17 protein-coding genes are annotated in these 20,551 nt (G+C 69.2%); 5 read left to right on the forward strand and 12 right to left on the reverse strand.

What is annotated here, in order from left to right; genetic code table 11:
* Positions 1-71 precede the first annotated feature (71 nt).
* From OG252_RS45545 to OG252_RS45560, 4 genes are all read right to left on the reverse strand, one after another.
* On the reverse strand, positions 72-1,769 hold the full coding sequence (locus OG252_RS45545) for a hypothetical protein (protein ID WP_329343772.1): 1,698 nt from the start codon (positions 1,767-1,769) through the stop codon (positions 72-74).
* A complete protein-coding gene (locus OG252_RS45550) occupies positions 1,766-2,401 on the reverse strand; it encodes a WhiB family transcriptional regulator (protein ID WP_329343774.1) in 636 nt (211 codons plus the stop codon). Before OG252_RS45550 ends, OG252_RS45545 begins: the two co-directional genes overlap by 4 nt.
* A 146-nt stretch (positions 2,402-2,547) precedes the next feature.
* Positions 2,548-3,240 (reverse strand): zinc finger domain-containing protein, encoded by a 693-nt coding sequence (locus tag OG252_RS45555; RefSeq protein ID WP_329343776.1) that lies wholly within the window; start codon positions 3,238-3,240, stop codon positions 2,548-2,550.
* 5 nt (positions 3,241-3,245) lie between these two features.
* Positions 3,246-4,151: a helix-turn-helix domain-containing protein gene (locus OG252_RS45560; RefSeq protein WP_329343778.1), complete on the reverse strand. Its 906-nt coding sequence runs from the start codon at positions 4,149-4,151 to the stop codon at positions 3,246-3,248.
* 567 nt (positions 4,152-4,718) lie between these two features.
* On the opposite strand from OG252_RS45560, the gene OG252_RS45565 reads away from it, so the two are divergent.
* The 5 genes from OG252_RS45565 (at position 4,719) to OG252_RS45585 (ending at position 8,908) form a co-directional block, all read left to right on the forward strand.
* Entirely contained in the window at positions 4,719-4,976 is a 258-nt protein-coding gene (locus tag OG252_RS45565) for a hypothetical protein (RefSeq protein ID WP_329343780.1), read from the forward strand.
* Between the two features lie 319 nt (positions 4,977-5,295).
* Positions 5,296-5,736, forward strand: a complete 441-nt coding sequence (locus OG252_RS45570) for a hypothetical protein (RefSeq protein WP_052425335.1) — start codon at positions 5,296-5,298, stop codon at positions 5,734-5,736.
* A gap of 42 nt (positions 5,737-5,778) precedes the next feature.
* Positions 5,779-6,291 carry a hypothetical protein gene (locus OG252_RS45575; RefSeq protein WP_329343784.1) on the forward strand — a complete coding sequence of 171 codons (513 nt, stop codon included), beginning with the start codon at positions 5,779-5,781 and terminating at the stop codon, positions 6,289-6,291.
* Positions 6,288-7,496 carry an MAB_1171c family putative transporter gene (locus OG252_RS45580; RefSeq protein ID WP_329343786.1) on the forward strand — a complete coding sequence of 403 codons (1,209 nt, stop codon included), beginning with the start codon at positions 6,288-6,290 and terminating at the stop codon, positions 7,494-7,496. Before OG252_RS45575 ends, OG252_RS45580 begins: the two co-directional genes overlap by 4 nt.
* Entirely contained in the window at positions 7,493-8,908 is a 1,416-nt protein-coding gene (locus tag OG252_RS45585) for an amidase family protein (RefSeq protein ID WP_329343788.1), read from the forward strand. Before OG252_RS45580 ends, OG252_RS45585 begins: the two co-directional genes overlap by 4 nt.
* A gap of 345 nt (positions 8,909-9,253) precedes the next feature.
* On the opposite strand, the gene OG252_RS45590 is transcribed toward OG252_RS45585, so the two are convergent.
* From OG252_RS45590 to OG252_RS45625, 8 genes are all read right to left on the reverse strand, one after another.
* Positions 9,254-11,137: an ATP-binding cassette domain-containing protein gene (locus tag OG252_RS45590; RefSeq protein ID WP_329345372.1), complete on the reverse strand. Its 1,884-nt coding sequence runs from the start codon at positions 11,135-11,137 to the stop codon at positions 9,254-9,256.
* A gap of 274 nt (positions 11,138-11,411) precedes the next feature.
* Positions 11,412-12,458: a hypothetical protein gene (locus tag OG252_RS45595; RefSeq protein ID WP_329343790.1), complete on the reverse strand. Its 1,047-nt coding sequence runs from the start codon at positions 12,456-12,458 to the stop codon at positions 11,412-11,414.
* A 67-nt stretch (positions 12,459-12,525) separates the two neighbouring features.
* Positions 12,526-13,353: a thiopeptide-type bacteriocin biosynthesis protein gene (locus OG252_RS45600; RefSeq protein WP_329343792.1), complete on the reverse strand. Its 828-nt coding sequence runs from the start codon at positions 13,351-13,353 to the stop codon at positions 12,526-12,528.
* Between the two features lie 20 nt (positions 13,354-13,373).
* Entirely contained in the window at positions 13,374-14,615 is a 1,242-nt protein-coding gene (locus OG252_RS45605; RefSeq protein WP_329343794.1) for a lanthionine synthetase C family protein, read from the reverse strand.
* The gene (locus tag OG252_RS45610; RefSeq protein WP_329343797.1) at positions 14,612-17,518 is read right to left on the reverse strand and encodes a lantibiotic dehydratase; all 2,907 of its coding nucleotides are present in this window, start codon (positions 17,516-17,518) and stop codon (positions 14,612-14,614) included. Before OG252_RS45610 ends, OG252_RS45605 begins: the two co-directional genes overlap by 4 nt.
* Before the next feature lie 85 nt (positions 17,519-17,603).
* Complete coding sequence (locus OG252_RS45615) at positions 17,604-17,786, reverse strand: FxLD family lanthipeptide (RefSeq protein ID WP_329343799.1); 183 nt, start codon at positions 17,784-17,786, stop codon at positions 17,604-17,606.
* Positions 17,787-17,851: 65 nt separating this feature from the next.
* Complete coding sequence (fxlM, locus tag OG252_RS45620) at positions 17,852-19,057, reverse strand: methyltransferase, FxLD system (RefSeq protein WP_329343801.1); 1,206 nt, start codon at positions 19,055-19,057, stop codon at positions 17,852-17,854.
* Positions 19,058-19,318: 261 nt separating this feature from the next.
* Positions 19,319-20,548 carry a cytochrome P450 family protein gene (locus OG252_RS45625; RefSeq protein WP_329343803.1) on the reverse strand — a complete coding sequence of 410 codons (1,230 nt, stop codon included), beginning with the start codon at positions 20,546-20,548 and terminating at the stop codon, positions 19,319-19,321.
* Between the last annotated feature and the right edge of the window lie 3 nt (positions 20,549-20,551).

Below are 20,551 nucleotides of genomic sequence, written 5' to 3' on the forward strand. Positions count from 1 at the left end.
CCACCGGACGGAAAGGCGGCGGATGTCCTGCTCGAAGCCGGCCTGGATGTGTTCGAAACGCTGGCAGGTCTTCATCGGGCCGTACTCCGTGCTGTGGTGGTGCCCGCCTCGTCGCGGAGCCGCTGCAGAACCGGCGTCAGACGCTCGTTCCGCCCTCCTCGGATCTGCTGGGAGCGGAGGATCTCCCGCAGCTGAACCCGAGTCAGCGACTCGTTGCCGTCCCGCTCCAGCAGCGCGGGCACATGGGGACGGACCCGCTCGACCATCTCCTCCACGCTCAGCTTCGGCTGCCGGGACCGTTGGGATTGACCACCGCGCGGCCGGTTCCGGGACGCCCTCGCCTTCGGCTGTACGGGGGCGGTGTGGGGGCGGTCCCCGTTGGGTTCGGTCCCCGTTTCGGTGTCGGGGTGTTGGCGGTCCCCGTTGTCGTTGGGGACGCTGTGGGGACGGTCCCCGTTGGGTTCGGTCCCCGTTTCGGCGTACGGGTGCTGCCGGCCCTCGTCCCCGATGGTGATGGCCGCCGGGGACGGGCCTGTGCCCTCCTGAGCAGCGGTGTCGTGCACATTTTCAGCGCTGCCGCTCGCGCCGTCGTCGGGCTCTTCGGTCCCGGCAGGCACGGTGTCTTGGTCCCCAACTGCCGCCTCCTGGCCCTCGCGCAGCAGGCTTGAGCCGGACTCGGCGGCTCGGTCCCCGTTGCCGACGGAGTCCGGGTGGGGACGGTCCCCGTCGGGCTCACGTCCCGTCCCCGGCTCCGGACGGTCCCCCTTTGTACGGTCCCCGATCGACGCGGTGCTTCGGGGAGCGTCGCCGGGGACCGCGCTCACCCATGCACTCGCCTGTGTCCCGTTTGCCGACGGAGTCGCGATCGACGTAGGGAGAGGGGACCGGTCCCCCCGATCGGCGTCCTGGTCCCGCGCGGGATGAACCCAGGGCGACGGCAGGACCACGGTGGCGAGCGCCGTGGCGTGCCGACGGGCGGCCAGCTGCTCCAGAAGCGCGCGACGCTGCTGCGGGTCGCTGCCGACACCGGATCGTGCGAGAGCCGACTGGAGCCGCCGCGTGATCCGGCAGCCGCGGCCGTTCTCACGCTCCTTCTCTGGTATCCCGGCCAGCCGGGAGGCCAGGGCCACGGCCCGCCGGGTCGCGCGGTCCTTGGTGATCTGTGCGGCATCACGGTTGCGGGTGGCGACGCCGAGGCGCGAGAGGAGACGCTCCCGCACTTCACGTCCGAGCGTGGCCAGGAGCCCTTGGGAGGCGGCGTCCGGCTTGTGAAGTCGCAGCTCGATGCCCATGGCCAGGTGCCAGAGCACGGCCGCCATGACCGGGCCGACGAAGGCCCGCACGGTGCCGCCCACCGTGCCTGACTCGGCGTACGCCGGGATGACCTGCACCCCGGTAATCACCCAGACCAGGCCACCCGGCAGGCCGGGTGCTCCTTGGGTCTTCAGGTTCTGCCGGGCCATCAGCGCCGTCGCGAACAGCGCCAGCTCGGCCGCACTGAACATCATGGCCCGTTCCACGGCGCCGGCCATGTCGAGGTAATCGGCGGCGAACCGCCAGCTGGTGTCGGCGCTGTAGGCGGTGCAGTTGAGGGCGGCGAGGGCCGCGACCCACACCGCGGGGGTGCCGACGCGCGGGCCGCTCGCCCGGGTCCGGTTACGCCGGATCGACCATACCCCGAGCACCAGGGCGAGCACGCCGACGGCTGCGACGAGGTGGACAGGCTCGATGCCGGAGAGGAGGGAAGGCATGGCGATGGGGTGAGTCATGCGGCCTTTCGGAGAGCGGCGATCAGGGCGTGGGTCTGCGCCTGGCGGGGCACCTGCACCGGTGAGGCGGCGTCCTCAGCGGCTTCGTCCTCGACGTACTCGTCGTCGGCTGCCTCGGCCGGGTCGACTTGCCCCCAATAGCGGTCGCGGTCGGCGACGGCGTGTGCGGCATTGCGCATCAGGTCGCGCGCCCAGTCGAGGTCGAGCCGCAGTGCGTAGGCGAGGCGCTCGGGGCTCCAGCCGCGTACGTAGGCGTGGCGGGTGACGGCGTCGCGCTCGGCGTTACTGAGGTGGACGTCACGGCCTTCGAACGCGGCCTTGACGCGGCTGTAGTCCAGGCGCTTGTTGACCCGGGCGTGCCAGGGGCGCCGCTCGTCCTCGGTGAACCCACCCCAGATGCCCTGGCGGATCTCGTTATCGAGGGCGTAGTCGAAGCACGCCTTCTTCACCGGGCAGTTGCCGCAGATCGCCTTGGCCGCGTCGATGGCCGCGCGGTCGCGACCCGCATGGAAGAACAGCTCGTCGATCTCCTTGACCGGCAGGCCGTGGCACAAGCCCCGTTCCTGCCAGCTGTGGTCGGCGATGCCCCGGATCGTCGGGGGCGGGGTGTCGTTGGTGGTGATGTGGCGCATGACGGTCTCCGGAAGTCGCCTCGGTGGGTGCGGGGCGCTCTGCACCGGTGGCGGGACGGGGTGCGGCGGGCGCTGCGAGGCGGGCTCGGGGTACGGCGTGGGGCCGTACCGGAGTCGGAACGTTTTGGTGGAGAAAGGGGCTGCGGTCAGGCGGCGGATGCCTGCTGAGCCTGCGCAGCCAGGGCGCGGTCGATCCGGCCGGGGTGGGCCGTGACGCGCGGTGCGTTGCCCCGGGCACTTCCGTCGAGGCTGATGCGACGGCGGCGGCAGGGCTCGCCCTTGTCGGCGTGACACCAGTCGCACGGGACGCTCAGGACATCGGGTCCTCCGGCGGCGATGGCGGCTTCGCGGGCGGCGCGGGCTGGGCGGTACGGGGCCAGCTCGGCTCGCACGGCCGGCGGGATGTAGGAGCCGACGGCGGCCAGCTGGTCCTTGAGCCCCGGCCGGTGTCGCCCCGCGGTGATCCTGCGATGAGTCGAGGGTGCGGCCACTCCGGCAGCCACGGCATCTCGCGCCGACAGCAGCTCCGCCCGCCAGGCTTCCGGGTTGTCCGGGTCGGCCACGGGGGTCGGGTCGGTGTGCCGGGCCAGACGGTCGCGGCGGTGCGCCTGCCATTCGCGGGCCACATCGGCCGGCAGGATCGGGTACGGCGAACTCACGATGCGCTTGCGGACGATCTCGCGCACGTCCCAGCCCTGGCCGGTGGCCATCGGCACGTCGCCGAGCAGCTCGTGCCACGTGGCGAGCTGGTCGCGGGCCTCGCCCGCGTCGGTGCGGATGGTGCGCGGGTCCAGGCGGCCGACATAGGTGAGCACGGCAGCAACTTCGCGGCGGTCCAAGGTAGTTACTCCGTTCCAGTCGGTTCATCGACGGCAGCGAGCAAGGCGGCCAAATGCGCGTCGGCGCGGGTCATGCCGGCCTGTGGCGCAGGGGTGCCGCCGGGCAGGGCGTAGAGGTTCGGGCGCTGAGGGACGGGGCTGTGCTCGCGGGCGATCCAGGCTCGCCAGTCGGCAGCCCAGGCGTCGGCGGAGCGATGGCTCCAGGCGCCGCGGTGGTGGCGCCACTTCGCGTCAGCGGCCTGGACGCCGTGCTCGCCGAGGCGGGCGAGATGCCCCTGCTGCTGAGCCCAGGACAGGCTCGCGTCGTCGACCTGCCAGTCCGCGGCGGAGGTGAGGTCAGCAGCACAACTGCTGCTGTACCTACGGTTCACCTTCGGTTCACTACGGTTCTGGGGGTCAGGTTCAGACCCGGAGAGGGGTCGGATTCTGACCCGGGGAGGGGTCAGGTTCTGACGAGGGGATGCAGATTCTGACCCGGTCAGATCCTGACGACGCGGGTCGGATTCGGACCCCGTCTTCGGCCAGATGCCGTGCTTGCGCAGCCGCTCGTAGTCCAGTTCGGGTACCGGATCGGCTTCGGTCAGGGGCTCGACGTACGCGCCGGGATCGTCCTCCCGGGCAGCCGCGACCTTTGCCAGCCATGCAGCGGCGCGCGGGAGCCGATAGACCGTGCTGTGCTGCGGGCCGCCGAGGTCGTCGAGCACCTCGAGTTCGCCGCTCTCGGCCAGCGCGACCAGGGCGCCGCGCACTGCGTTGCGGCTGGCGTTCGTACGCTTCATCAGCGAGGTGAGGGACGCCCAGGCGACACACTGCTCGTCGGGGATCCGGTCGGCGATCGACAGCAGGACCAGACGCGCGTTTCCGCGGCTGGCGCTGTACTCCCACGCCCATTCGCGGGTGTCCCGGCTCATAGGGTCACCACCCAAACGGGGCGGGCGCTGGGTGTCTGCTCCGGCGCGAGGGCGCCGGGCAACCGGTGCGCGGTCCGGGAGCCGGCGGGCGAAGCAAGTACGGCTGCCGCGCGAGCCGGGGGCACCGGCCCTTTGCGCAGGGCAGGCGGCATGTAAGACTCTCCTCCGTGGTGAAACCCGCGCCGGTGTGCCTCGTAGGAAAGGACCGGTGCGGTGTAGGTGGGTAAATCTCCGCCCTTGCCGGGGCAGGAGTACCATTTGGCGTTCGGCGTCCGGGAGTTACCGCTCCTTGGACGCCGTCGCTGTGTTCGGGGCTATCTCACCCGGCTGGATCGCACGTACCGCATCTGGCTCCTAGCGTCGTCTGCCGCTGGGCGGGGAGCCCGGCGAGGGACGACGAACATATGCAGGCCCCTCGTCAAGATCCAGACCTTGCTAAAGGACTTTCTACAAGTCGCGCCCGAGGGCGGCGGCACGTGCGCCTTGGGGTGGAGGCAGCGTCCCGCCATACAAGCAGCAGGCTGATCGCACCGACACACTCGGAGATGCCCCTAACAGCACCCCCTCGTGTCTTGTGCCACAAGGCGGCGCAGTGGCGAACCGTGCGAGTTCGGCGCCGACCACGACGGCGCGCTCGGCACTACTCGCCATGCCGAGGCAGTCGGCGGCGAACTGCCGGCTGGTGTCGGCGATGCGGGCGAGGGCAGCGACCCGCACCGCTGGCGCAGACGGCTGTGCCGTTCCGGCGCGGGCCCGGCCGCACAGAGCCAGCCGTCCGTCCACGAGCATGGCGAGGACCGGCTGCGCACCGCGGTGCCCGAATGACCCGACGGCAGTACCCGCGCGGGCATCGCGACGGGGATCGAGCCTTCCCACTGTGCCTCTGCACCTTCCATTCGAAGATCAAACTCACCCTGCAATTACAGGCGCAACCAATGTCCGCTAGGTGAAAGTGGCACGTGTCACGCGCGCCATACGCGCCTACCGGCAGGAAACGGACAGACCATCCCGAAGGGTGGACGTGCAAACACGGGAGGTGTTTGCGAGGTAGAAGTTTCCATACGCAAGATCGGTGCGTCAACTGACGTTAATCGCGGAGTACAGTGGCTGAACCCCCGTTAAGTCGCACACCTTGGAAAGGATCATGAAGGAGCCAGCAGAGGAGCCGACGAGTCTTCACGCGAAGAAGCTCAGTGACCGGCTCAACCGCCTGTTTGAAGTGGTGCACCCGCCTGGCCGCGGTCCGTACAGCAACTCTGAAGTGGCCGAACTGATGGCCGAGCGAGGGCTCGAAACCGTGACGTCCACCTACCTCTGGATGCTGCGCACCGGCCGCCGAGACAATCCGACGAAGCGTCATCTCGAAGCCCTGGCAAGCTTTTTCGGTGTGCCTGCCGCCTATTGGTTCGACGATGAGGTCGCCGAAAAGACCGCGGAGGAACTGAAGTTGCTGGAATTGCTCCGCGATTCGAAGATCAAAAACGTGCTCCTTCGTCTGTCCGACGTCTCGGCGGACGGAAAGGAAGCAGTTCTCGGCCTCGTGGACGGCGTACGGAAGATGGAGGGGCTGCCGCCCTCCAACTAGCCGCATTCCGGCTATAGTTCAGAAAATGATCAAGGAATGACAATGTGGTCCACGGGTAGGTGGCGCCAGGATGACCCCCTGGCCGCGCTGGAGCTCCCCGACGTCACGAACATCCGCGACCTCCGCGACGAGGTCTCCCGTCGTACCGGACGCGAGGTGATCCTGCAGCCCCAAGAGCAGGCGCCGTCGGTCTGCGGGGCATGTGCGGTCCTGGAGGCCGTCATCTACGTGTTCTACGACCCGCGGACCAGCTGCCTGCATCAAGATCAGATCATCGCTCACGAGTTCGTGCACCTGTTCCTCGGGCACCACGAAGCCCGCCCGCTGTCCGCCCTGGCGCCGGCGCTCATCACCACCATGGACCCGGCCATCGTGCAGATGATGCTGGGGCGGACCAAGTACGACGACGCAGAGGAGCACGAGACCGAGCTCCTCGCCTCGCTTCTCCAGCGCCAAATCATCGACCGGTGGCTGCGCAGCGACGAGTCTTCCGGCGACGAGGTCCAGGACCGCGTCGCGCACACCCTGCTGCGCAGGCGGGAGGCCCGACCGTGAAGGACCTGCTCCACCCGATCAGCCTCGTGGTCGCCATCCTCGGATTCCTCTGCCTCTTGAAGGACATCCCCGCCCGTCGCCGCGATCCCGCCACCAGAGCCCTGGCCTCCGTCTTCCTGCTGTCGGGCCTGTCGTTCCTGTTCTCCATCACCCCGATGTGGAACTACCTCGACCGCGTCCTGGGCACCGTGAACCTCGCCGTTCCCCTGGCCCAGGGCTGCGTGATCGCGCTGATCGCCTGCCAACAGGTGGTCCTCACCTACTGGGGATCGCCCCCGGACATCGCCCGCAGGAGAGCGCGGGCCTGGCTCGGCGCCGGCCTCTCAGTGGTCGCGGGGCTGCTGGTGCTCTTCGCCCTGCTGACGCCGAGCGCACCGAGGCCGATCGACTTCACGTTGTACTACGCGCACGACAACATGTACGCCGCGTACCTCACCCTGTACGTCACCGCGTACACGATCGGCGAGGTACTCCTCGCCCGCGGCTGCTGGCGCCTGGCCCGGCGCAGTAAGCGCACCTCCGTCCGCGTCGGTCTGCGAGTCGTCGCCCTGGGCGCCATCGTCACCTTCGGATACAGCGGCGTGCGGACCGGCAACGTCATCGCGGGCGCCTTCGGCATCTCCCTCGCCGGCTGGGAGAACTTCGCCTGGACGTGCGGCGACGTCGGCGCCATGCTCACCCTGATCGGGTGGCTGGTGCCCACGATCACCGACCAGGCCAAGAGCGTCCACTACCGGTTCAGGCAGTACCTCAGCTACTACCGCCTGCGCCGCCTGTGGCTGGCCTTCTACAGCGAAGCCCCCGAGATTCGCCTGCCGGTCGACCGGGGCGACCCTGCCCAGAGCCGCCGCTTCCGCAGCATCGGGTTCAAGCTCTACCGACGGGCGGTCGAAATCCGCGACGGCCGCTTCGTGATCCGTCAGTACCTCGAAACGGGCGTCCGTGAAAGCAGCGAAGCCCACCACAGGGTGCGAGGGCTCTCGGGTGAGGAACTGAACGCCGCTGTCACTGCCGACCAGATACTCGCCGGTATTGCCGCCCGCAAGGCGGGCGAGCGTCCCCATCCCGACCGGCTCACCGGCTTCGCCGATACCGCCGCAGAGACCAGTCGGCCTATGGACGACATCGACGCCCTCCTCGCCGTCGCCCGCCACCTGCCCCACCAACGTGCCCGCACCCCCCACCCCGAGCGAGCCTTCGCATGACCGACCTGACCCGCCAGCCCGCGCACGTCCAACTGCGCGCCCTGGACCGCCGCGAGATCTCCAGTCGCGAGCTGCTCGACCTCCACCTCGACCGGATCGACGCCAGCACCATCAATGCCGTCATCACTCGCGACGACGACGCGGCCCGGCAAGCCGCTCACACCTCCGATGAGCGCCGAGCCCGCGGCGAGGCCAGCGGGGTCCTCGACGGACTCCCGATCACCATCAAGGACAGCTTCGAAACGGCCGGCCTTCGCACAACCAGCGGATCCCAGGAACTGGCGGACCACATTCCCGACCAGGACGCCGATGCTGTCGCGAGGCTCCGCCACCAAGGCGCGGTGATCATGGGCAAGACCAACACCCCCGCCTACTGCCAGGACCTCCACACCGACAACGCCCTCTTCGGCTCCACGCTCAACCCGCACGACCCAGCGCGGACGGTCGGCGGCTCCTCCGGTGGACCTGCCGCGGCGGTTGCCGCCCACCTCACCCCCGCCGACCTCGGCAGCGACCTTGCCGGCTCGTTGCGCCTGCCGGCCCACTACTGCGGCGTGTACGGACTGCGGCCGACACACGGACTCGTCCCGGCCCGCGGCCACGTTCCCCGGCCGCCGGGCTGGCTCACCAGCAGCGACATGGTCACTCCAGGCCCCCTGGCTCGCCACCCCCGAGACCTCGACTTGCTGCTCGCCGCGCTCACCACACCGGCACCGGCCGAGGGCACGCCCTGGCGCGTAGATCTGCCGACGGTTGGCAACGGCATCGAGCAGTTGAGCATCGCGATCTGGGCCGATGACCCGAGCTGCCCCGTCGACCACGAGACCGCACAGGTCCTAGCCGCCCTTGAGGAGACGCTGACCGCGGCCGGGGCTCTGGTCCGACACACACCCGGTCCTGTTGGCTTCACCGACTCCACACGCCTGTTCGAGCAGCTCCTGCACGCCACCGCGACGGCCACCACCAACGACGAAACCGCTGCCGCTGAGCTCGCTGCCACACGACAACTGCAGGACGACGACACCAGCCCCCGCGCGACCTTCCTCCGCCACCGGACCCAAACCCACCGCAACTGGCTGCGCGCGAACGAAGACCGCGCCCGACTTCGATCGGACTGGCAGCGGTTCTTCAGGGAACACGACGTCCTCGTCACACCGGCCGCACCAACACCCGCGATCCCGGCAGGCAGCCGCACCCTTACGGTCGACGGCCAGGAGCGGAGCTTCTTCGACCAGGCTGGCTGGGCCAACCTCACCAGCCACATCGGGCTTCCCAGTTTGGTAGTACCAGTGACCACGACCACCCAGGGGCTGCCCATCGGCATCCAGATCATTGGCAGGCCGTACGCGGACCGCGTTCTGCTTGCGGTGGCGGACGGGCTGGCATCGTCCTTGCCTCATGCTTCTGAGTGAGGATGCAGCCGCAGCTCCTGTGCTGGACGCCGCCTCGGCCCGCCGACGATGACCGGGAAGGCCGTCGGAGAGGGTACCGGCTGATGAACCACTTCCGAGAGCTGGATAGTGGTTGTCTTCGAGCTGTGGTCGGCGCTTCGTTGTGGCCACTGTCCGTCGATGACTCGTCCGCGAGGTCAGGCCGTGGATCTGGGCCGCGAACGGTGTGACGGGGCGATGCGGTCGGTTCAGCCAGGCGCACGCGGTGCTCGTGTTCGAGTGTCCCTCGCGCACCGGCAGCACGGCGAGTGATGCCGTCGACGTCGGCGACGAGCAGCCTGGGCCAGGTATCGAGGTTCATGGGCGTCACCGGTCCTGAGCCATGGCGACGAGTTCCGCGAACAGGCCGCCGGCGTTTGTCAGGTCCTCGTATGTGCCCTGTTCGATGACTCGGCCTTGGTCCATGACGAGGATGCGGTCGGCGAGCTTCGTGTTGTCGAGCTGATGGGTGACGACGATCGTCATGCGCTCGGCGGCGATCCGCTTGATCTCCTGGAAGATGGCGTGCTCACCGCGGGCGTCCATTTGTGACGTCGGCTCATCCAAGATCAGTAGTGGCGTCTGCCGGTACAGCGCGCGGCCGCACACGAGTCGCTGCCACTGCCCGCCGGACAGTTCGGCACCGCCCCAGAGTTCCTTGGCGAGGAGGGTGTCGAGCTGCTGGGGCAGCTTCTCGATCGCGTCCCGCATGCCGACGGCGTCGACGACGTCCCACACCGGCCCGTCGTCGAATGTCCTCGGCTGGCCGAGGGTGATGTTCTCGCGGGTGCGTAGCGGCCAGCAGGCGAAGCCTTGCGGGACGAGCGCGGTGCGCTTCCACACGGCATCAGGGTCGGCCTGGGCAAGGTTGACGCTGTCCCACAGGACTCGCCCCTTGTCCGCGAGCAGGATGCCGGTGATGAGCTTGGCCAGGGTCGACTTGCCCGAGCCGTTCTCGCCGACGATGGCCAGGATCTCGCCGCGGCGCAGCGTGAGTGATACCCCTGCGACGGCCGGTTCCTCCTTGCCGGGGTACTGGTACACGACCTCGTCGAGGCGGATCTCGTCCACGCGTTCCGGGATGGTCAATTCTCCCCGCTTGGGGGCGCGTTCACTGGCCATGTCGAGGAAGGACTGCATGTCGGCCAGATAGAGCGACGTGTGGAACATCGCGGCGCCATGGATGACGAACTGGGAGAGTGCGGCCAGCGTGGTCTGGACGGCGACGACAGCGGTGGCAGCGACGGGCAGGGCGACCCGGCCGGTGGTTGCCAGCCATGCGAGGGTGGCCCAGGTGCCCAGCAGGGACACCCCGCCCAGGGCGCTGGTGGCCAGGACGATGCGCAGCATCCGCGGGGCCGCGGTCAGGGTGCGCTGGTCGATGCGGTCGGACAGGGCGCGGTACCAGTAGATGAGGTAGCCGGTCATGCCGTTGGCTCGGACCTCGTCGCCGTGGCGGGAATAGGTGGCCCACCAGCGCATCATGGAGCGCACGTTGCGGTCACCGACGTTGAGGTAGTGGGTCTCGTAGTCGACGCGCGCGGACAGCACGGCACCGGCGCCGGCCGGGAGAACGGCCAGCAGGAGCAGCGGCAACATCAGCGGGTGCAGCGCCGTGATGACACCGCTCGCAGCAATCATGCGGGTCAGCGCGGACATGAACCGCTGGGCGTCCTGAACCATCATCCGGGTCCGGGTGACTCCGACCTCGGCCGCCTCCTGCCGGTCGGCGAATCCGTCCTCGCCGTACGCGGAAGACTCCACGCGGCACACAGCGGCGACGAGAGCGATGTCCGCATCGGTCATCAGCCGTGGTGTGATCCGCCCGTCTGCGTACGAGGACAGAGCGCTGCTGATGCGGCCAATGCCCGCAGCCGTCGTCACCACGATCAGGGCGGGCAGCGCGGCGTGCAGACGTCCGGACACTGTGCCGGTTCCGAGGAGGTGTGTCATCGCCTGAGCGGTGAACGCGAGGACGGCGGCGGCCGCGGCGCCGGTGAGCAGCTGGCAGACGAGGAGGAGCACGACACCGGCCTTGTCGACGGCCCACGCCATTCGCGCGGTGTGCCCGAGTACGGAAGGAAGACGTCGGCACATTGCCCCGAAACTGGCATCGGCCAGCGGGTTCTTGCCATGCCTCCCCTCGAAGGTGATGGTGGCCGGTGGTGGAGGGGGCGGCGTCTCCTCGTTTGCGGTCGAGGCGTCGGTCACAGTCACCTGCGTCCCTCCTTGGGGGTTGGTGCCGCACCTGGATGGGTCGGCGGTGCACGGCATAACGACGCGGCGCCGGAATCGAACACGCTCGATTCCGGACGGGCTGGGGTCCTTGAAGCGCAAGGGGGCGAACGCTTGGACGCAGTGTTGGGGCCGTCCTCGGGCGGCAGGGATTGGCCGAATCGCCGACGTCTGAAACGCCTGTGACGCATGAGGTTTCAGGCGGCCGACTTGGCTCGTTTCGACGCCTGGGCAGCATCGATGACCAAGATCATTCTTGCCTGGTTGGGCAGGCCTGTTCCAGTGGAGCAACGTTCTTCCGGATCGTGTGGTCGCTCGTACGAAGCGCCTTGGCGAGTGGGCCGCGCAGCTCGCTGGGGAGCGGCCCGGCTCCAAGCGCGCAGGCCTGGAGGAGCGCACGGCAGTCCTGCGCCTCTTGGTCTGCGGCGAGGGCGGTGAACAAGGGGTGCGCCAGGGTCTCTCGGGCGGCGTAGCCATCGGTTTTCTGGATCGTCCGGCGATACAGCTCCGCGACCACCAGACGTGCAGCCGGGTCCTCGGGCGAAGCGACCACGTCCAGCACTGCGAGTCCCAGCCGTGTGTTGAAGACGGTCATGTCGTCCCCGTCTGGACGTTCGAGGTAGGTGGTCACGAGGTTCTGCAGGGGGCGCTGCCATGCCAGGCCCGCAGCCCGGCGGCACAGGACGGCCAGGCAGCCCGTGACGACGTTCTCCCAGGGGTCCCCGGACTGCGTGGCGGCCAACAGATCGTTGGCGCCGCGGGAGTTACCGGTGGTGAGGGCGGCAAGGACGGCGACCTGGCGGCCATCGAACATGCGCTGGCCGACGCCGCGGTGTGCCTCGACATGGGCGAGGGCTTCGGTCCAGCGGCCGGCAGCGGTCAGTGCTCGTGTTCCGTCGGCGAGGAGGACCCGCCAGAGCCAGCCGCGGACCTCCTTACGGTCCTGGGCGTGCGCGGTGAGGTCGGCTGGTACGGCGATGTCTTCGACCCGAGCGGGGGACTCGGTGCTGACAGCTTCGAACAGTGCGAGGAGGAGTTGGCGACCTTCGTTGTGCTGCCCGGCGCGGATTTGGAGGCGCGCGAGGTTGACGACGGGTTCGAGGGCCCGGATTGCGGTCTTGGCGGGCAGGGGGGCGGCGTGCAGGTAGGCGGCAGCGTGCTGGTGGCACATCGTGCGGGCAGCGTCCGGGTCACCTATGTCGGAGGCGATCAGCGCGGCCTGGTTGTAGACCGTGGAGGCCATGCTCGTGTGGTCCAGCTTTGCCGCGGTGTCGGCGAGTTCGGCCAGCGTGTGCACGCGCTGGGGCAGAGGGAGGCATGCGGGACGGGGGCGTGCGACGAGTGGGAAGCGCTGGGCTACAGCGTCAGGGAGTTTCCACACAGTCCGCGGCGCTCCTCTCGGTGGGGTCCGGGCCGAAGATGACGGTCGTCGCGGCGGCCGTGAGGGCGGCCTGCATGGCGTGGGGCAGGCCGATCCGGTTCCAGGCGAAAAGCACGTGATGGGCCAGGACGTCACGCAGGCCGCGGTGCAGTTGCCCGGAATCCGTGAGGTGGGCCAGTTCCCGTCCGGCGTCGGTGTAGGCGCGGGCCCATCCGGCGAGGTGGGCCAGCGGCCCGCCGGTGCCCATCAGGTCTTCCCCGTTCACGGAGATCAGCCGGTGCACGGCAGCGTGCAGTCGTTCGCGACTGTCCGAGCCGGTGCTGGGGGGTAGGCCGCGGTGGGCGCAGGCGCGTGCCCACACATCGCCCTGCTCGTACCAGTCGAGTCCGGCGGAGCGCATCAGGAGACTGCACAGCATGAGGGATGTCTCGCGCCGGTGTCTGCCGGCGTCGCCCTGGAGGTGGTCAATGAGGCTGCGGCTGTCGCGGTGGAAGAGGCGGTGAGCTGACGCCATGGATGCGGTGCCGCCGAAGGCGTGCACCTCGGGTTCGTAGATGATCTCCGTCCACCCGCTGATGTACCCGTCGGTGATCAGCGCGTCCAGGCCCTGGCCGAGGCGGTCTTGCGCGTCGGCGGCAGGGAGATATCGCACCCGCCAGCACGGGCGTTTGCGGACGAGGAACCACGCGGTGAGCGCGCCTTCGTCCTCTGCGGCGCGCAGGAGCGGTGCGAGTTGGGCCAGAGCGACTGCTTCGGCGTGGTCCCAGTCCGGGAACACGACATTGGCCTGACACCAGGTTGCTGAGTTCATGAGGCGGTTCTCCGGGTTGTTCACGCCAGGGCGAGGAAGGTGTCCCAGTGGGGTGCCGGCGCGCTGCCCGTACCAAGGGTGTGCAGGGCGAGGGCCGCTCCGGCGGTTCCGTCGAGGAGTTCCGGGTCGTGGTTGTCCTGATCGAGCGCGGTGATGAGACGGTCGGTCAGACGCGGCAACTCCGCAGCGATCTCGGAGTTGCCCGTCTCGGTGGCCATCCGCCACGCGGCGTGCACCAGTCCGGCCATGCCGTGGCACAGCCCGATCTCGGGGAGCCTGTCCAGTTGGAGAGGGTCGCGCAGGGTCGCGAGGATCGCATTTTCGGCAGCCTGAACGCGTGCCGGGTCGCGGAGGGCAAGTCCGGCCAACTGCTGTGCGCGGGCGGTGCCGCTGACGCCGTAGCACCAGGAGGCCCGGGGCCGAAGGGTGGGATGGACATGCCCGTCAGTCGCCTGCTGCATCGAGATCAGGCCCGGCCACCACGGGCCGATCTCGTCACCTTGGCGCCACTGGTCGGTCCAGGCACAGATCCGTTCGACCGCGTCGCCCATACCGGGTATCGCCAGGTCGCGCAGCAGGGCCAGGGACAGCACGGACAGGGCGGAGCCGATGCCGTGGGAGAGCCCGAAGTTTCCGTGCCCTTGAGGGTAGTCGGCGCTGGGTGCACCGGTGGGGGCGACGTTCATCCACCACGACGGTGCTCTGGCCGGATCGGGCATGGGCTCGGTCAGGCGTACCAGGTAGGCCAGGACGTCCTGGGTGATCTCGTGGTGCGGGTGGCGGCTCAGGTGGTAGGCGCCCAGCCCGGACAGGCCCTGGATCAGGTCGAACTCTTCCATCGGGGGCGGTTCGGCGCGGTCGATGCGCCGGTGGGCCTCGGCCAGGCGGGTCCGCGCGACGGTGAGGGTTGCTTCGTCCAGCCTCTCCAGGACGCGCAGGTACCGGCTCGACGCGCTGGCTGCACGGTGCGTGATGAACGCAAGCGCGGGGGCGCCGAAGTACAAGTTCGCGTTGGCCGCTGCGCTCACTTCGCCCTGTACGGCGATGGCGAGCCAGTTGTGCGCGGTGTCCCAGTCGCCGTGGCCGGTCCGGGCGCGCTCGATGTGCAGCAGTGCGATGCCCGAGGCACCTCCGGCGAGAGACTGCGGCCACGAGCGTCCGCCGTGCGGCCGGCCGCCGGGCCATACAGTCTCCGGGGCGGCCAGTGCGCGGGCCAACTGGTCGGCGGTCGACAGCGCGGGGGCGGTTGCTGTCGTGGTCACGGTGTCCTCCTTGTTCGTGCCGTCCAGCTCAGGGCCGCGGCTCTGGCCAGGTGCAGGTGGGTACGCTCCTGGGGAATTCCCGGCCCCCACATCCGGACGTGGTGGAGATGCAGCAGGTCCGGGAGTAGAACCTCGGGGCACGCCCCCGTGTCCTCCAGCGCGGAGCGGTAGACCGCTAATGCCACCCGGCGGGCGGACCAGGCCGCGGCGATGCGCGCGTCCAGGCTCGAAGAGCTGGCGTTCACCAGGTCAACGGCTTGGCGGTAGACGGCTCGCGGCGGCGCAGTCGGGTCAGTGCGGGTGTGCTCGATCAGCCAGTGCATTGCCTCGACGTCGCTGCCGAGCAGACCGGTGGCGATGTCCACCATGCTCGCGGCAGTGATCGCACGGGCATCAGGCGTGCTCTTCTTGGCCTGGAGGGCGAGTTGGGCCAGAGCGGCGGCGGTGTCGGCAGCGAAGTAGTCCTCGGCCGCGTCCATCGCTGCAGGCCCGCCGAAGCGCGCGGTCTCCGGATGGTAGGTCTCCATGCTGGCGCGGGTGATCAGGCCACTGTCCCGAAGCTGCCGCGTCCACTCGCCGACCTTCTCCATGGCGGAGCCGAGTGTGCCGGGCGCACAGGCCAGACGTAGGCGGAGGTGGTCCTCGGAACCGTGGTAGCGAACGAACCACCACCGGGGTTCGCCCAGTTCTTCCACCAGGGCCGGCAGGTGCCGGGTCAGGAGCGGGTTCTGCCGGTCCCGGTGCCCGTGGAGCTGGACGTAGATGCGGTTGTCGCATCCGGGTAGATGGCCGTGCTCGCGGGCAACGACGTGGCCCGAGTCCCGGACGGGGGCGACGGCTTGATCGACGGCGGCCAGAGGGATAACGACCTCGTGGGCGCGGCCGCCGGTCCATCCCAGGTCAGCAGGCTCCGGCGCGGGGCGCAGCGTCACCTTGCTGTCGCGGTCCAAGTGCACGCGCAACAGGGCCCGGTGCGAGGGCTCCGCCAAGTCCAGGGCCATGCACTGGTCGGCCTCGCTCAGGTACACCTGGTCGGGCAGATGAACGTCACGGCGCCATTTGGTCAGGGCCGCGTCCCACTTCGGCCACGGCGTCGACGCGTCGGGGAGGTCGTCGCTGGTGAGGAGCCAGCGGGCCGGAGACAGGATGGTGCGCCCGTAGCGCAGCGCGGGCAGGAACGACAGGTTGGAGGCGGCGCTGCCCCACATGAACCCGGTGCACGGGACGGCCAGTGCGACGGGTGCCTCGGCCAGAAACCGTGCCAGCGGATGGGTGTGGTGGCCCAGATCCACGGCGTTCAGCAGCAGCGTGTGCACCGGGCGGCGGCGGGAGAGGGAGACCAGGTGCAGCTGTTCGGCGTCGGCGGTCACCGCAAGATCCGTCACGGGAATGAGGCTGGTGTCCGAGCTCTGGTAGTCGCCGAGCGAGATCACCAGCTCTGTCGCCTGCGGGGAACGCGCAACGTTCTCAGCGTGGACGTACAGCGGAGTAGAGCTGATCTGCGCGACGAGCGCGTCTCGGTGTACGCCGGGCAGTCCGGCGTATATCTCGGCCATGCGATGGCGGTCTTCGGCGTCCAGCATGCCGAGGAAGCGGCCAGTGGTTGCTCCAGCAGAGCGTGCCACCCCCACGACGTGCAGCGTGAAGTCACCCCGTTCCAACGCTGGAAGGCTCTTGGCGTGGATGCGGACGGTCACCTCGGTGCTCGGCTGCACGGGGTGGCCGGGATCGGTGGTGGCCAGTTCCTCAAGCGCGGCATCGTCGAGCTGGACTTCTAGGCGGCGCCGCATCCCGGCAGTGTGGGCGAGCTTGATGAGCCGGCTGTCGCGGTCTGGCAGCGGGGAGGGTGCCAGCGCGGTGGAGGAGCCGAGGTAGCCGGGCGGGTATCCGAGCGCGTCGATCGCGTCCACGACGGGTACGACCGCCCTCGGCCCGTACCGCTCGAGGAACTGGCTGTGCCACTCGGCCCATCCGGTCAGTGCCGCACGGGGCGCGAGGCGGGTGAGGGCCTTGGCTGCCGCTGCCGCCTCCTGGGCCACCGCGTCCGGGACGACCAGATCCCAGTCCACGCGCAGGTCAAGCGCGGGCGTGGTGGACTTGTGCAACTCTGCTGCCTCAGCAGGCGGCAGATGCTGCGTGTGCGTGAGGAGGGCGGCGAGCGGATCGGTGGCCGTCATCGCCGGGCGGAGGCTGGTGATCAGGAATCGTTGCCTGACCAGGCCGGCGAGCAGCTTCTCGATCGCGGCGAGTGGCGCGGTCGGGAAACTGGCGGAGAGTTTTTCGGTGAGGTCGCTCCACAGGATCGGAGTCCGCGCACTGTCCAGGGCTGCGCGGACCGGTCCGGTCACGCGTATCTGCACGTGGTCGGGAGCCCCGTCGCTCGCGCCACGGGGGCGGTGCTCGATCACTACGTATCCGTCGCGCTCGACGGCCAGGCTGGAGGCGAGCAGCATCAGGTGGGGCCGCAGTGCGCTGAGTTCTTCCAAGCGGTCCATGAGGACAGTGGTCCATGCCGCGTCGGGTCTGTCGGCTGCCTGGTGCTCGGTGCCCACTTGCAGCGAGGGGAAAGTGCTAACTCGCGTGGCCGCGACCCCGGCGAACAGACCGAACGGGGTGGCACGCGTACGGGCGCGCAACAGGTAGCGCATCATGGCGAGCACCGTGCGGCGCACAGCGGGATCCGGGAACGACTGGCCGGCGCAGATCTGGTCCACCCGACTTGCGAGGTCTGAGCTGGCGGCCGTGACGGCAGCCGCGAAGTCGGCTGTCTGCCAAGCCTGTTGCAGCCACGTGCGCCACGACGCAGTGTTCGCGGACGGGCCGGTCAGCTCAGGCCAGACCACCTGACAGTCAGGGTTCCACGCTGCCGCCCGGACCACTGCTGCATCAACGTAGCGATACACATGCCCCTCCTGTGGCCGCGCGGTGCCCGGCCGCGCCCGTGGGGCAGGCGCGGCCGGGCACCGCGATGAACGCGGTCTGGCTCTGCTACGGGCAGCTCACGCACGCGGTCGCGCACGTGGAGTTGCAGCCGTCGCTCGTCAGGCGGATGAGTTGGTCCGCGGCGGGGCCGCCTTCGACGATGGTGATGTCCAGGTCGAAGTCAGCGAACTCCTGGTGGTCGGTGGCCGTCTCCGCCGGCGCAACCGGGCTCTCCAGTAGAGGGGTCATGCATGCCTCCTCGGGGCAATGGGCTGATGGTCCAAGGTCCCGGAGCCCTCGTGGGCTCCGGAGTTTTAGTGCCAGGCCACCGTGACGATGCCGTGGCGTCGCAGTACGGCGTCCTGAGGCAGGGGAGACGGGGTGGGGCCCGGCAGGTACCGGAACGTGGCCGCTCCCCGACGGCGGTGGTCTTGGGCCCAGCGGCGGAGCAGGTCCGCGTACTCGTCAGCGAGGGCTTCGGCCTGCGGACCGTGGGCGATCACGCCGCTCTCGAAGCCGCCCGTGTCCTGGTTGGCACGGCGGGTGCGGTAGGCGATGCTGTCCTTGCTGACGAGGGCTGGCACGCCGAGCAGGGCTGAGGCTTCGACGAGCCCGCGCTCGACGACCTCCTTGGCCGCGTGCAGCCGGGCCACGCTGGACAGGTTGAGCGTGAGGTAGAGGTCCAGTTCGTCGGGCAGGTCGTAGGCCGCGCCCGACCAGTGCTCCAGCCGGGGAGTGTCCAGGGCCTGATCGAGAGCCTGGGCGTTGAGGGGCACCCGTAGGTCGTCGGTCTGCAGGGCGACTCCGTCCCGCAGCATCGCCTTGCGTTCCTCGGCGGCGCCTTCGCCCTGCATCGGCACGAAGTGCGCCAGGCCGTAGGAGCGGCTGAGCAGGCCATCGCCGTCGCGGTCGAAGGCGATTGAGCGGGTCGTGCCGCACACCGTCAGTGGGACGACGAGCCTGCCCTTCTCGGTGAGTCCGCTGATCCACGACGGGGGGATGTCCCACGCGGCTGCAGTGACGATGATCCGGTCATACGGGGAGCCGTCCGGGACACCGCTTCCGCCATCGGCGATCACTGTCTTCACCTGGGTGTATCCGGCGTCGTCCAGGCACAGGCGGGCACGGTCGATGATGTCGTGGTCGATATCGACGGTGGTGACTTCCCCGCCCGAGCCCACGAGTTCCTGGAGGTACGCGGCGTTGACGCCGCCGGAGCCGATCTCCAGGACTTTCATGCCGGGCTGGACGCCGGCCTGCTCCAGCATCACGGCCTGGAGATGTGCGGCGGACATGACGCTGATGTCCAGGCCGTGCTCGTCCTTCTTGACCGGCACGGTGCGGTGGAGGTCGTATGTGAGTTCCAGGGGTACGTCCGGTGCAAACCGGTGCCGGGGCACCGCGGCGAAGGCAGCGGCGACAGACTCGGACGTGATCGCGTCCTGGTCACGGAGTGCGCGGACCATGTCCGCACGCAGCTCGGCGGGATCGCGAACAGTCGAGTCATCAATAGCAGTCATCCGATTACCTACTTCTGTTGGGAGGTTGGTGCTTGCGGCAGCCCAGCTCGGTTTGGTGGTCGGCGAAGACGCTAGCCAGGACGCCACCCCAATGGCCGCCGAACGTGCCGGGGCTTGTGTCGAGCTGTTGCTGCGCCCTTGGCGTTGGACGCGCCGACGACAAGCTGTTCTGCGACGCGCAGTTCGTTCGGGCGTGAGGAGGGTTGTCTGGGTGATGAGGATCAGGGTGATCTGATGTTCCTGGTTGTGCGGGTGCAGTCATCAGGCGGCCGGGGCGCCGAGTACGACCGGGAGATGCTGGTGGCCGTTGCTGATGAGGGAGGGAACGGGTTCCAGTTCCGTAGGAGGCACGGCCAGCCGGACGTCGGGGAAGCGGTCGAAGAGGCGCTGAAGGGCGCAGGCGACTTCGAGGCGGGCCAGAGGTGCGCCCAGGCAGTAGTGGACGCCGTGGCCGAAGGCCAGATGGTCCTTGTTCGTGCGCGTGGCGTCGAAGGTGTCGGGATCGCTGTGCCAGTCGGGGTGCCGATTCGCAGCGCCGTACGAGGCGAGGATGGCGTCGCCGCGGACGATGGTCTGGCCATCGGGCAGCGGGATGTCCTTCACTGCGTAGCGCAGGGGAAGATGCTTGACGGCGGGTTCGTGGCGCAGGGTCTCTTCGACGATGTCGCTCCAGGCGATGACACCAGTGCGGATGAGCCTCAATTGATCGGGGCGGACCAGCATCGTGAAGGCGCTCTGGTCGATGACGTTGACCGTGGTCTCGTATCCAGCGCTGATCATCAGCAGGAGTGTGTCGCGCAGTTCCTGGTGAGCGAGGCCCGTGCCGTCGCTCTCGTCGTCCCGGGCGTCGATCAGGAGTGACGTCATGTCGTCACCCGGAGTGCGGCGCTTGGCGATAATGAGCCGGTCCAAGCGGTCGTACAACCGAGCGGAGTTGGCTTGGGCCTCGGCCGGACTCAGAGTGGTGTCGAAGACGCCGTCCACAACTTGACGGAAGCCGTCCTGCTGGCTCTCGGGAACGCCCATGAGGTGGCTGATCACCGCGATGGGTAGCGGGTACGCCAGGCGCTCGCGCAGGTCCACAATCTCATGTGAGGGGAGCGCGGCGAGGCGATCGAGCAGAGCGTCCACCATGCCTTCGATGACGCGCTTCATGGTGGCGATGCGGCGGGCGCTGAAGGCCGGCGCGATCAGGCGGCGCAGCCTGCGGTGGTTCGAGCCGTAGGCGGTGAACATGTTCTCCACCGCGATCCAGAGTGCAAGCGGCCAGCGGGTGATGGTCTCCTGGAAGGCCGGCCAGTGCGTGCGGCCGTCCTTGGACACATCCGGGCTGGTCAGCAGGCTCTTCAGAAGGGCCGGGTCGGTAACGGCCCATGCCTCGACACCGAGGATGTCCACTCGGGTGGCCGGGCCGAGTGCGTGCAGGGAGAGGTGCTCGGCGTGGCGATCGGCTCCGGTGGGGTCGAGGGCGATCGCAGGCTGCTGGGGCACGCG

It is taken from the genome of Streptomyces sp. NBC_01352 (assembly GCF_036237295.1).
Lineage (GTDB): Bacteria > Actinomycetota > Actinomycetes > Streptomycetales > Streptomycetaceae > Streptomyces > Streptomyces plumbiresistens.

Coding starts and splice junctions, on each gene's coding strand:
- OG252_RS45545 (WP_329343772.1), bottom strand. CDS start 1,769: ATGACTCACCCCATCGCCATGCCTTCCCTCCTCTCCGGCATCGAGCCT.
- OG252_RS45550 (WP_329343774.1), bottom strand. CDS start 2,401: ATGCGCCACATCACCACCAACGACACCCCGCCCCCGACGATCCGGGGC.
- OG252_RS45560 (WP_329343778.1), bottom strand. CDS start 4,151: ATGAGCCGGGACACCCGCGAATGGGCGTGGGAGTACAGCGCCAGCCGC.
- OG252_RS45570 (WP_052425335.1), top strand. CDS start 5,296: ATGAAGGAGCCAGCAGAGGAGCCGACGAGTCTTCACGCGAAGAAGCTC.
- OG252_RS45575 (WP_329343784.1), top strand. CDS start 5,779: ATGTGGTCCACGGGTAGGTGGCGCCAGGATGACCCCCTGGCCGCGCTG.
- OG252_RS45585 (WP_329343788.1), top strand. CDS start 7,493: ATGACCGACCTGACCCGCCAGCCCGCGCACGTCCAACTGCGCGCCCTG.
- OG252_RS45600 (WP_329343792.1), bottom strand. CDS start 13,353: ATGAACTCAGCAACCTGGTGTCAGGCCAATGTCGTGTTCCCGGACTGG.
- OG252_RS45615 (WP_329343799.1), bottom strand. CDS start 17,786: ATGACCCCTCTACTGGAGAGCCCGGTTGCGCCGGCGGAGACGGCCACC.
- fxlM (WP_329343801.1), bottom strand. CDS start 19,057: ATGACTGCTATTGATGACTCGACTGTTCGCGATCCCGCCGAGCTGCGT.